This window comes from Pseudomonas sp. NBB, assembly GCF_032701105.1.
GTDB classification, from domain to species: domain Bacteria; phylum Pseudomonadota; class Gammaproteobacteria; order Pseudomonadales; family Pseudomonadaceae; genus Aquipseudomonas; species Aquipseudomonas asiatica.
In genome coordinates, this window is sequence record NZ_CP103994.1 from 2,433,529 (window position 1) to 2,445,126 (window position 11,598).

Consider the following 11,598-nt stretch of genomic DNA (forward strand, 5'->3'; position numbering starts at 1 on the left):
CTTTCGCCTGCCTTTCTGTAAAGACTCCAAGAAAAGGAACAGTCATGGCCGAACCGCTCGCTACAACCCCTATCCGCTACAGCTTCGGCGCCGACGAGCACCTGTTTGCCGAAGTCAGCGAGAGCATGTCGCTGGAGGCCTTTTTCAAGGGCATGGCAGTCACCCGCGCGGTGGAGCGGCTGGCCCTGGATGGCGTGCTGGATGTGTGCCTGGCCAACGCCTCGTTCCAGATTCGCTTCGACCCGGACCGTATCGCGCCGCAGGCACTGCTGGAGGCGGTGCGCGGTGCCGAAGCGCAGGCGGTGGCCGAGCGCTCGTTGCAGACACGGATCATCGAGATTCCAGTGCTGTACAACGACCCCTGGACCCATGAAACACTGATGCGTTTTCGTGACCGCCATCAGGACCCAGGCAGCACCGACCTGGAGTACGCCGCGCGGATCAACGGCCTGGCCGATGTCGAGGGGTTCATTGCCGCGCACAGCGGTGCGCCGTGGTTCGTGTCGATGGTCGGGTTCGTTGCCGGCCTGCCGTTCATGTTCCAGATGGTCGAGCGAGAGCGGCAACTGCAGGTGCCCAAGTACCTGCGCCCGCGTACTGACACCCCCAAGCTCACCCTTGGCCATGGCGGCTGTTTCGGCTGCATCTATTCAGTGCGCGGGGCAGGTGGCTACCAGATGTTCGGCGTCACTCCGGCGCCTATCTACGACCCGCAGCAGACGCTGAACTACCTGAAGGAGCACATGGTGTTCTTCCGCCCGGGAGACATCGTGCAGTTCAAACCCATTGACCGCCGCACCTACGACCAGGCGGTGGCGGATGTCGAAGAAGGCCGTTTCGACCTGCGCATTCGCCCGGTGGAATTCTCCCTGGACGCGTTCCTTGCCGACCCGGTCGGTTATCCACGGACTCTGCAGGAGGTGCTGGCATGATCAAGGTACTCAAACCCGGCTTGGCTACCTCGGTGCAGGACCTGGGCCGCGAAGGCTACTACCACCTGGGCATCCCGCCGTCCGGCGCCCTCGACCAGTACGCCCTGAGGGCGGCCAACCACCTGGTGGGCAACCCGGCCGGCGCCGCGGGCCTTGAGTGTGCGCTGGTGGGGCCGGAGCTGGAGTTCCAGCAGGATGCCCTGGTGGCGGTTTGCGGTGCGCAGATGCCGGTCTTGCTCGATGGCCGCGAGCAGCGCCCGGACACCGCGTTTGCCGTACGTGCCGGGCAGGTGTTGCGTTTCGGCTTCCCTACCGCAGGCGCCCGGGCGTACCTGGCGGTGGCCGGTGGTATCGATGTACCCGAGGTGCTCGGCAGCCGCTCCACCTATGCGTTGGGTGCATTGGGTGGCTTGCATGGGCGCAAGCTGATGGCGGGTGACCTGTTGCCGGTCGGCATGCCCAGCGGCAAGACCCGCGCCGGCGCGAGCCTGCCGATGGCCTTGCGCCAGGCCTTGGGCGGCGAGGTGGTGCTGCGGGTGGTGCCGGGGCTGTATTTTCACCGCCTGACCAAGGCTGCGGTGCAAAGCTTTTTCACCGAAGCCTGGACGGTCGGCTCCGAGGCTGACCGTATCGGCTATCGCTACAAGGGCGGCAGCGCCTTGAGCTTCCAGCCACGGGAGCAGCCGTTCGGGGCCGGCTCGGACCCGTCGAACATCGTTGACAGCTGCTACCCGATCGGCTCGATCCAGGTGCCCGCGGGGCTGGAGCCGATCATCCTGCACCGTGACGCGGTGTCGGGTGGCGGCTACGCCATGATCGGCACGGTGATCAGCGCCGACCTGGATCTGATCGGGCAGATGCAGCCCAACCAGCAGGCGCGGTTCCTCGAGGTCAGCCTGGAGGAAGCCCTGGAAGCTCGGCGCTCGTATAAGAAGAAGCTGGGTTTCCTGGCCAGGTTGTTTGGCTGATTGATGTTTGCGGCGGTGCGCCACCCACACAAGGGCTGGCGCAGTCGTTGCAAGAGCGGCCTTGTGTCGCGAAAGGGGCGCAGAGCGGCCCCGGAATTCCGGCATCACAGCGTCCAGACAAGCCAAAAGGAGAAAATTCCTACAGCGCTTTGGGACGCACCACGCTCCTCGAAGAATTGATTCCCCGATAGTGTTCATGTCTTCAGCCTAACTGGAAGACAAGGACCTCTTCATGCCCGGCCCATCTGCTGTTCGTATTGGAAAACCACAGGCCGCCAACGCTGCCCATGACGTAACCGAAAGCAGCCTGCATGCCATGCTCGATGTCCCGGAGGGCAGCGATTCACCTTATCCACCCGGCCACGGCGGGCGCGCGGATCATGAGGGTTATCCGGCCGACCCGGACTTCCGGCTACGCGGCGGCTTCGCCAACCTGATGCTCGACGCGGCCAACCCGCTGTTCGGCCTGGTCATACGCCTGCGTACGCTGGATGACCTGCCCAACATCGAACAGGTGCACAAGACCCTGCAGATTCAGATCAGCACAATCCGCGAGGAAATACAGCAGCACGGTTATTCCTCTGTGCACCTCGAAGCCTATTCCTATGCCTTGTGCCTTTACCTGGACGAGGCCGTGATGAGTCGGCCCTGGGGGAACAATTCGTGCTGGAGTCACGAACCGCTGCTCAGCATCTTCCATGGCGAAACCCAGGGTGGCGAGAAGATCTTCGTGTTGCTGGAGCGGTTGATGCAGTCGCCCAAGGAGTTCCAGGATGTGCTGGAGTTCCTGTACTTCTGCTTTTGCCTGGGCCTGAAGGGCAAGTACGCCCTGGACCCGAAGTGCGATGAAATCATCAACGCCCTGATTTCGCGGATGCACAAGGTCATTCGTGAACTGCGCGGCCCCACGCCGGAATTCCCGGGCGATCCCTATACCAACGTGGTCCCTCGCCCCCACCGTATGCGGCGTCGGGAATGGCCCTGGTGGAGCCCGTTGGTGATCTCCGCCATCGCCATGGTCTGCGCCTACTGCTACTACAGCTACCGCCTGAGCTTGATCACCGCCGAGGTGCTGGAGTCGCTCAACGGCATTTTGCAGCAGTAGCAAAGGGGATCCGCATGCCTAGCCAATCCGACTTGCGCTTCACCTTCCAGCCGCTGGCTGGCCAGATTGACTTCGAGGTGGTTTCGTTCGAACTCGACGAAATGATCAGCTCACCGTTCCAGCTGAAACTGGAATTGATCAGTTTTGAAGACGAGGTCGACTTCGGCCAGTTGCTCGACCAACCAGTGCTGTTCACGATCTGGCGCGGTGAGCGCCCCCTGCGCTATGTGCACGGCCTGGTCAGCAGTTTCAGCCAGGGTGAAACGGGGTTCTATCGCACTCGTTACCGCGCATTGGTCGAGCCCGTGCTGGCCCGTGCCGGCTTACGTTCGAACTGGCGCATCTTCCAGCAGAAGACCGTGCCGCAGATTCTCGAATTGATGCTCAAGCGCCAGGGCATTGCCCGTTTCGAAATCAACAGCATGGGCGAGCATCAGGTGCGCGAGTTCTGCGTACAGGCCGGTGAAACGGACCTCGACTTCATCGCCCGCCTGGCGGGGGAAGAGGGTTTCGTCTATCGCTTCGAGCACACGCCGAAACATCACCAGCTGGTCATCACCGACCGACTGCTGGCGCTGGGGCAGATCAGCCGAAGCGCGCTCAAGGCCGACGACGAGGATGAAGGCTTCTTCGACGAAGACGACATTGGCCCCGACCAGGTGCTGTACCGCGCCAACAGCGGTGGCGACCAGGCCAGGCCTTGTCTGCGCCGCCTGCGTTACAGCGAACAGGTGCGCACTGCACGTCAGGTGCAGCGGGACTACACCTTCACCAACCCGCAGTACCGGCAGGAACACCGCGCAGGTGACAGTAGCATCACCCATCAGTCCCGGGACTATGAGCGCTTCGACTACCCCGGCCGCTACAAGCGCGATGCGGTCGGTGTACCCTTTACCGCTACCCGCCTGACGGCCCTGCGCCATGACGCCCGTATTGCCGAAGTCGAGGGTGACGATGTGCGGCTGCAACCGGGGCTGAGCTTTACCCTCATCGAACACCCGCGCAAAGACCTCAACGCTCATTGGCGTGTGATGCGTGTACGTCACGAGGGCAGCCAGTTCACCAGCCTGCAGGAAGAAGCTGCCGGGGCCGAACAAGGAACGCGCTACTCGCAGGAAGCCGTGCTGGTGCCCGGCCGGATCGAATGGCGTCCGGCGCCACTGCCCAAGCCACGCATCGACGGCCCGCACATGGCCACGGTCGTCGGGCCGCCCGGGGAAGAGATCTACTGCGACGAGTGGGGCCGGGTCAAGGTGAGCTTCCCCTGGGACCGGGAGAGCGAGAACAACGAGTTCAGCTCCTGCTGGGTGCGCGTGTCGCAAGGCTGGGCCGGCGGTAGCTGGGGTTCGATGGCTATCCCGCGCATCGGCCAGGACGTGATCATCCAGTACGTCAACGCCGACCCCGACCAGCCGATGATCACCGGGCGTACCTATTGCGGCGACCAACTGCCGCCGTATGACCTGCCCGAACACAAGACCCGCATGACCATCAAGAGCCAGACCCACAAAGGCGATGGTTTCAACGAGCTGCGCTTCGAGGACGAACTCGGCAAGGAAGAAGTGTTCATCCATGCCCAGCGGGACCAGAACAATGTAGTCGGCAATGATGAGACCACGCGTGTGGGGCGTAATCGTGTCGAGCAGGTCGGCAATGATGAGCACTTGAATATCGGCAATGACTTCCGCCAGGAAACCGGGGGTGACCATACCCAGCTCATTGGGCAAACCTGCCACGTAGACATCAAGCAGGACCTGATCGAGAAGATAGGCAACGACCGTAGCGAATCAACAGGGGCCAATCACCGGGCCCTTGTCGGGAAAGACGCCGAGCTGGTCGTCAAAGGTACGCAAAAGGTCACCGTCGGGCAGGGCATCGAGCAACATACGACGATCTATCAGCTGCGCGCCAGTGAGCGCATCGAGTTCAGAACCGCGGGCGGCAGCATTGTGCTGGACGGGCAGGGCATCACTATCAACGGGCTGAAGCTCGAGCTGTTGGGGCAAACCAGCGCGGCTGCGTCAGGGACTGGAAACAGCCAGCCACTTACGCTTGCGCCTGACGCCAGCAACAAGTGCGAGGCCAAGGCCTGATGCGCACTGACAACCTGGCGAGGCTCATCGAAAGCCATCATGGGGCGCACTTGTACTGCCATGTGCTGATAGATCCGCTTGCGACTGCTCACGATGGCGACCACGCCGTGCTTGCCCCGCTGCGCAATGCCCTGGGTGAGCAGGCATTGACCCGTGTGCACCGGGCCGACCTGGCCCATGCCCCCCAACTGCATCCCGTACTGGTCTGCTTGGCTTCGCCCGGCATGGTCCCCAGTCGCCGTCTGCTGGAACTGACCGCCCGAGCGGCGCAGAGGGCGTTGTTTCAGCAACGGCGTTACCTGTGTGGCTGGCTGTTCAGTGAGGCGCCTTCGGCCACTGTCGCGTCTCATCTCACGGCCTTGTGTCGGCTACCCGATTCCAATCGGGAATTTGGCTGCTACCCGGTCTACGAACCCGTCCGGCTGGAGTTGCTTGCGGCGACGTTCGAGCGGCTTGAACAAGGCCCATGGTGGCCGATCAGTGACTGGTTGTTCCTGAGTAGCGGTGGGAGGTTGGCAAGCCTGAAAGGGCAGAGCGGGCAGCGACACCCTTTGCCGACCCCTGCGCGGCGAATTCAGGATGACGTGGGGCTGATCGAATGTGTGCTGGCTACCTGGAGAGTGTTGCGGGCGGGTTCGCAGCACATCAATCAGTGTCAGATTCCACCGTTTGCTGCGGTGCGTGCTTCGAACCATATCGATGATGCACGCAGGTTGGGCCTGAGCGCGATGGAGGACATCGTGGCCTTCGCTCTCCATCACCTGTGCATTCACCCGAGGCTGCATACCGTGCCTGCGGTGGGCGAAATGATCGATGCAGCGGCCAGAGGTCAGGCGCCTCTTGCCGCGTTGCTCGCCCGCTACTCCGAGGCGCAATGGCGCCAACTGATCGAATGCCTGCCGAAATCCGAGAATCGCTCATGACCATCAGCCAACGTATTGCCCTCGCGATCGCCGAAGCCGGGCTGCCGCACGACCAGTGCATGTTCTGCGAGCGCCAGGGCCTGCCGATCCTGCCGCTGCGCCGCGCCCTGGTGCCCGATACCCGCCCCGAGTGTGTCTCCATCGTGGCGGATAACCGGCACATCTCGACAAAGATCGGCTTGCGCACCTTGCGCAGGGGCTTCCTGTATGTGCTGCTCGACCAGCAGGTCTGGCATGCCTATGCCGTCAGCGAGCAAGGTCACCTGCGCCGCTTCAACCCTTACGAGCCGCCAGATGGCCCGCCGTCGCCGCTGCCCGAAAAATGCGTGAACGCAGATCACGACATTCCTTCGGCCTTTCTCAACCTCGATACCGGCAGGTACACCAGCGCCTGGCTGGCCTTCTCCAGTGACGCCTGGCCGGTGAGCGTGCTGAACGCCTACAAGAGCGGCGCGTCGCCTGCGCATCGCTTCGAGGGCCTGGACCTGATTCAGGCCCGCAACAATCCCGAACTGCTGGGCATCGCCATGACGCCCGATAAGCTTGGGGTCGACCAGCAGGTGTTCGAGTACGCCCAGCATGGCTGTGCCCCCTTCGACAGTGCGCATGGTTTCCACAGCCGCTGGTTGCGCCGGTTCGCCCTGCGAGGGTATCTGGTCAATGCGATCAACCGGCACCAGCTGGAAAACGGCGTGCTGGCAGTGGTGCTCGACGACACTGTCGGGCTGATTCAGGAGTACAACCATCAGCGCCTGAACTGGGTACTGAAGCGTCAGGCCTGGCGTGAAGACCCGATGCGCGCCTATCAGCTGCAGACCTCGCAGATCCTGCAGATCATTCGCGCCACGCACAGGGAATGGGCGGCGCAGAAGGTGCCGTCGCTGGAACCGATGACGGGTGATGGGCCACCGGTGTTCACCGACCCGGCAGTCGAGCGGCAGCTGTTGGTCGAGCGTGCGCAGCAGGAGAGTGACGAGCGGCTTGAAGAGCGCTACCACGAACCGCAGCGGGCCGCGTTCCAGGCTGACTATGAGCAGCAGGAACGTGAGTTTCAGCGTTACATCGACAAGGATGCCCAGGCGTACGTTGCCTTGTTCGATACGCCCATGTTCAAGGTGGCCGAGGCATACGACTACGACGGTAACGATCGTGAGTCCGGGGTGGCCTACGCCAAGACCATGGCCCTGTGCCTGGGTGGTGGCGTTACGGAAGCTGTCGTCCCCCGCCTTGAACCGCATGTTCCCGCTTCCGGCACCAGCGAACTGCTCTGGCTGAAATGGCTGCAGGACCCTGACAGCCCGCCCTACCGCGCCTTGCTGATGCGCGACCAGGCACTGCTGGCCGGGCTGCTGCCCAGTTTCTCCGCCACAGAAGCGATCAACTGGAACGACAGCGACAAGCTTTACGGCATGCTGAGCAAGATCATCGCCAGCGATGACGCCGGCCTGCGCACGCGCAATACCCTCAAGCAGGCCATTGCTGAAACGCAGGGTGCGCTCAATGCGGCCAGTCAGCGGCTGGCGCCATGTCTATCGCCAGGTATTCAGAAGGCCGTGCGGCATCTGAACAGCGCCACGCAGTTTCTCTACAACGGCGTCCACCTGATCGAGCTGGAAGTGCAGATGAAGCTGGGCGAGTACTACGCCTTGCAGAGCGCCCACCTCCGGGAGTTGCAGCACAAGGCCAATGCGTCGATCGCCGAGGCGCGGGACCGGATGCGCCGCAATATCGATGACTTCGAGTTTGGCTCGATGAAGGCCATGCGCAAGGTGCGGCCGATCATCCAGCACGGGCTGATGAGCCTGGCCGTGCTCGACCCGCGGTTCACCAATTCGATGATCAGCGTGACGGTGTGGGTCGAGGGCAAGGCCGAGGAAGTGCATGGGCGGTTGTTCAAGGAGGCCAGCATGGGGGTAACCCAGGCGAGCAGCGCGGCACAGCTTGCCTTGGTGAATATCTCGGTGGCGGCGGGGACGTTGGAAACCGATGCGCGCAGGTTGTTGCACGGGATGAAGATCACGACGCAGCAGGCGGCTCGATTGGTAAAAACCGGTTTTTCTGGGTTACGCGGGATTGCTGGCAGCTGGGAGGTCCTGCTGGCGATAGGCGGGTTGTATTTACAGCAGGACAGCCTGGGCAGGAATCAGGAAAAGGCGGAAACGGAGATCGGGCCGAAGGCGCATGAGGCCAGGTTGGCATTGCAAGGATCGTACTTGGGAATATTGGGAGGGAGTATCGAGCTAATAGGGCTCTTGTTGAACTCAAGTACTAAGCATACTGGAATATCGTGGGCTAAGGGCGCCTCAGAAACTGGAGTGTCGCTGATAAAAATCGGTGCGATGATAGGTGCAATAACCGGGGTTTTGGATACGGCACAAGCATTTTCTGCCGCTAACCGTACACGAGCAGCTGGGGACAACCTAGCAGCGAGGAATTATTTTAGTGCAGGTCTTGTGTACATCTCTTCAACTGGAATGTTTGTCTATGCAATTTTCAAACCCGTCCTATTAGGGCCTTTAGGTCTGGCTATCGTACTGGCTCTCATCGCTTACGCATTTGCCAAGTCAGCTGAAGAAAGCGAATCTAATGCATTAGAGCGCTGGGTGCGACGCTGCTGCTTTGGGACTAACGATGAAAATCCGGTCGTGTCTTGGAAGACACCTGAATATGCAGATATAGCGTTTGCAGAGCTCAATGCCGCCACGCTCGGCGTACATGCGGCGATTCATTTCGAATCCAAGCGTTTAAGCGACCCGGCCACTTCTAAGATTGGTGGGTTGCTTAGCTTGGAACTAGAGCAAAAGCTAAAATTCCAAATCATATTGCCCAAATACCGTGATGAGCATTCGGCCTATCGTTTGATGCTTGTTGTACATCGTCATGGTGACGGAACCTTCCCCGACTTCAGTGGCGGAGAGACTGTTGTTCTTGATGAATACCAACCTGTCCGAGCCGAGGCGCTTACCAAAGCGGCAACAGTCCATGACTTTTTTCAGCCGAGGTTGCCCGATTATAAGAGTGATATTTTAGTTGAAAAAATACTACGGTCGCCTAGCCAAAATGAGCCGCATATGTCTTGGCTAGAAATTACGGGGGCTGTGAATCTGATAGCTACGATTGGGTCGCATACCATTAGAGCCGCGACACTGCTAATAAGTTATTGGCCGGATAGAAGGCTGCCAGACGCATATGTTGAGGTCTGCATTAAGGAGGCTAACGAATGAAAACTAAGCCCAGGATCCTTTCGGAGCGAGCTCTGTGTTGGAGTCATGATCTGCCTGGTGTCAGTTCGGATGAAGCTCCGCGCTTAAGCTTTGAAGATATAGATCCGCCACCAAACTACTGTGATGATGTGTTCCTGGAGCTTCCCCGATCTACTGTCAGTTTGCGTGGTGTCGCAGTGCTGATAGGGGGACCAATTCTGGTTTTTTCTGTGGGTGCATTAATCTACATGCATTGGAGGTTTTTTGGTATCTACTGGTCGAATAATTGGGGCGTTGACATCCTCTCATCGCTAGCGATTTTGATTGGCATGTGGGCTACTGCGACATATGTAAAAATGGACCTATTGCTCCCACGGGACGAACCCATTCGCTTCAATCGCCTACGACGCAAAATCTATCTCTATCAATTCAGATTCCACTACATCTATCTGTTCAGCCGCAAACACTGGGGCGTCAAACCGGTCGCCTACAACTGGGACGACGTAACCGCCGAAGTCTACCGAGTCTACGCCCCAGGCCACGGTGGCCTGATCGAGAACGTCATGCTGTCGGTCCGCAACCCGGAAACCAACGAAGTCATCGACCGCGTCTTCTTCACCCACGACCTGTATCACGGCGAAGCCTACTGGGCCATCGCCCGGCTATTCATGCAGCAAGGTCCCGAAGCCCTGCCGAAGTTCGTGCACCCACCCCGTGACTGGAACGATGACGATGGCCTGAGCCACATGCATTGCCTGGCACCCAAGGTTAATTGGCCAGAGGAGATAGACCGTGAATCTCGCACCGGGCCATCAGAAGGAGAGGCCCAATGAATCCTGTCGTACTTGTAGGCCATCGACATGTCTGTCCGCTGCATGGCATCAACGAAGTGGAAAGCGGCAGTGCCACGTACACCTTCAATGGCAGGGCGGTTGCCAGGGTGGGGGATCGGACCACGTGCGGTGCCGTGATTGAGAGTGGAGCCGAGCATTTCCTGATTGAGGGCGCGGCTGTGGCGCGTAAAGGAGACCGGACGGATCACGGTGGTGTGCTGGAGGAGGGCGATGATGTGTGGATGCTGGACTGATCAAATGTCTCTTGTACAAGATCGGGCCCACAGATCTCTGTGCGGCTTTGGCCGCGAACACCGACGCAGCCGGATGGGTTTGCTATCTCGGTGTTGACACCGAGTGCGCCGCGCCACCATTATCCAGCCATATCCACGCAACGGGCTTGCCGGCATGTCCATTTCCAACCACGCCATTTTCGCTTCGGGCTTCATCGCCCAGGCAGGCGCGTGCGTTGCCGTTGCCAAGAAATCCAAGAAACAGCCGCTCATCTGACCGAGGCGCGCTGTCTCGTCAGGTGGGCTGACGAGACAGAAGGCGCCAGGTATCCCTGCCAGACCACTTCGACTCTCCGCCCTGCTGACGCTGACTTTCGGTCAACATCAGGAGTTTTTGCATGTCGAATTTCCGTGGTATCTGGATTGCCCTCGTCACGCCATTGCGCGCCAATGAAGTCGACTTCGCCGCCCTGGAAAAACTGGTGAAGAAGCTGCTCGAAGAGGGTGTGGCCGGTTTTGTGGTATGCGGTACCACGGGCGAGGCGGCGGCGCTGTCCAAGGCCGAACAACTGGCTGTGCTGGATGCCGTGCTGGCCTGGGTGGAGCCGGGCAGGGTGGTGATGGGCCTGTCGGGCTACAACTTGCGCGAGCTGTTGGCCTTCCAGGCTGAAATCCAGCGGCGTGAGATTGGCGGGCTGCTGGTCCCTGCGCCGTGCTACATCCGGCCTTCGCAGGCCGGCATCGAAGCGTTCTTCAGCACCGTGGCAGATGCCGCCAGCGTACCGGTGATCGTCTACGACATACCCTACCGCACCGGGGTACGTATCGAGCGTGAAACCCTGCGCCGCATCGTGCGCCACCCGCGCATCGCGGCGGTGAAGGACTGCGGCGGTGACAGCGAGACCACCATGGCACTGATCCAGGACGGCCACGCCCAGGTGCTGGCCGGTGAGGACGTGCAGATCTTCAACAACCTGTGCCTGGGTGGCGCAGGGGCCATTTCGGCTTCGGCGCATGTGCGGGCCGACCTGTACGTGCGCATGCTGCAGCAGGTCGACCATGGCGACTGGGTAGCCGCGCGCGGCACGTTCTACCAATTGCTGCCTTGGATGAAGATGGCCTTTGCCGAGCCCAACCCGGCTGTGGTCAAGGCGGCCTTGCAGCTACAGGGGCTGATGAGCGACGAACTGCGAGAGCCCATGCAGCCGTGCACCGAGATGACCCGGGGCAAGCTGCAAGGCGTGCTGGATTCGCTCGGTGCTTGAGATAGAACGGCACATAACTCATTGAATCAGCAAGGCCCCTGTG

At 60.7% G+C, this 11,598-nt stretch carries 10 protein-coding genes; all 10 read left to right on the forward strand.

Going from position 1 to position 11,598, the window contains the following annotated elements; genetic code table 11:
• The first annotated feature begins 44 nt into the window (after positions 1-44).
• The 10 genes from NY023_RS11290 to dapA all read left to right on the forward strand — a co-directional run bounded on the left by NY023_RS11290 (position 45) and on the right by dapA (position 11,555).
• A complete protein-coding gene (locus tag NY023_RS11290; RefSeq protein WP_013972123.1) occupies positions 45-932 on the forward strand; it encodes a 5-oxoprolinase subunit B family protein in 888 nt (295 codons plus the stop codon).
• Positions 929-1,900: a biotin-dependent carboxyltransferase family protein gene (locus tag NY023_RS11295; protein ID WP_013972124.1), complete on the forward strand. Its 972-nt coding sequence runs from the start codon at positions 929-931 to the stop codon at positions 1,898-1,900. The genes NY023_RS11290 and NY023_RS11295 overlap by 4 nt, the downstream gene beginning before the upstream one ends.
• A 232-nt stretch (positions 1,901-2,132) precedes the next feature.
• Positions 2,133-3,005 (forward strand): type IVB secretion system protein IcmH/DotU, encoded by an 873-nt coding sequence (gene icmH / locus NY023_RS11300; protein ID WP_013972125.1) that lies wholly within the window; start codon positions 2,133-2,135, stop codon positions 3,003-3,005.
• A 14-nt stretch (positions 3,006-3,019) separates the two neighbouring features.
• Positions 3,020-5,098, forward strand: a complete 2,079-nt coding sequence (locus NY023_RS11305; RefSeq protein ID WP_316927899.1) for a type VI secretion system Vgr family protein — start codon at positions 3,020-3,022, stop codon at positions 5,096-5,098.
• Positions 5,098-6,021: a hypothetical protein gene (locus tag NY023_RS11310; RefSeq protein WP_038409327.1), complete on the forward strand. Its 924-nt coding sequence runs from the start codon at positions 5,098-5,100 to the stop codon at positions 6,019-6,021. Before NY023_RS11305 ends, NY023_RS11310 begins: the two co-directional genes overlap by 1 nt.
• Positions 6,018-9,245: a T6SS effector BTH_I2691 family protein gene (locus tag NY023_RS11315; protein WP_316927900.1), complete on the forward strand. Its 3,228-nt coding sequence runs from the start codon at positions 6,018-6,020 to the stop codon at positions 9,243-9,245. Before NY023_RS11310 ends, NY023_RS11315 begins: the two co-directional genes overlap by 4 nt.
• Complete coding sequence (locus tag NY023_RS11320) at positions 9,242-10,057, forward strand: DUF6708 domain-containing protein (protein ID WP_230491498.1); 816 nt, start codon at positions 9,242-9,244, stop codon at positions 10,055-10,057. Before NY023_RS11315 ends, NY023_RS11320 begins: the two co-directional genes overlap by 4 nt.
• Positions 10,054-10,311 carry a PAAR domain-containing protein gene (locus NY023_RS11325; RefSeq protein ID WP_044046965.1) on the forward strand — a complete coding sequence of 86 codons (258 nt, stop codon included), beginning with the start codon at positions 10,054-10,056 and terminating at the stop codon, positions 10,309-10,311. Before NY023_RS11320 ends, NY023_RS11325 begins: the two co-directional genes overlap by 4 nt.
• A 103-nt stretch (positions 10,312-10,414) precedes the next feature.
• Positions 10,415-10,567 (forward strand): hypothetical protein, encoded by a 153-nt coding sequence (locus NY023_RS11330; protein WP_023661540.1) that lies wholly within the window; start codon positions 10,415-10,417, stop codon positions 10,565-10,567.
• A 121-nt stretch (positions 10,568-10,688) separates the two neighbouring features.
• On the forward strand, positions 10,689-11,555 hold the full coding sequence (dapA, locus tag NY023_RS11335) for a 4-hydroxy-tetrahydrodipicolinate synthase (RefSeq protein ID WP_013972133.1): 867 nt from the start codon (positions 10,689-10,691) through the stop codon (positions 11,553-11,555).
• Positions 11,556-11,598 lie beyond the last annotated feature (43 nt).

Bases quoted from the DNA above. Each gene is read 5' to 3' on its own strand.
- NY023_RS11310 (WP_038409327.1), top strand. From the start codon at position 5,098: ATGCGCACTGACAACCTGGCGAGGCTCATCGAAAGCCATCATGGGGCG.
- NY023_RS11315 (WP_316927900.1), top strand. From the start codon at position 6,018: ATGACCATCAGCCAACGTATTGCCCTCGCGATCGCCGAAGCCGGGCTG.
- NY023_RS11320 (WP_230491498.1), top strand. From the start codon at position 9,242: ATGAAAACTAAGCCCAGGATCCTTTCGGAGCGAGCTCTGTGTTGGAGT.
- NY023_RS11295 (WP_013972124.1), top strand. From the start codon at position 929: ATGATCAAGGTACTCAAACCCGGCTTGGCTACCTCGGTGCAGGACCTG.
- icmH (WP_013972125.1), top strand. From the start codon at position 2,133: ATGCCCGGCCCATCTGCTGTTCGTATTGGAAAACCACAGGCCGCCAAC.
- dapA (WP_013972133.1), top strand. From the start codon at position 10,689: ATGTCGAATTTCCGTGGTATCTGGATTGCCCTCGTCACGCCATTGCGC.
- NY023_RS11325 (WP_044046965.1), top strand. From the start codon at position 10,054: ATGAATCCTGTCGTACTTGTAGGCCATCGACATGTCTGTCCGCTGCAT.
- NY023_RS11305 (WP_316927899.1), top strand. From the start codon at position 3,020: ATGCCTAGCCAATCCGACTTGCGCTTCACCTTCCAGCCGCTGGCTGGC.
- NY023_RS11290 (WP_013972123.1), top strand. From the start codon at position 45: ATGGCCGAACCGCTCGCTACAACCCCTATCCGCTACAGCTTCGGCGCC.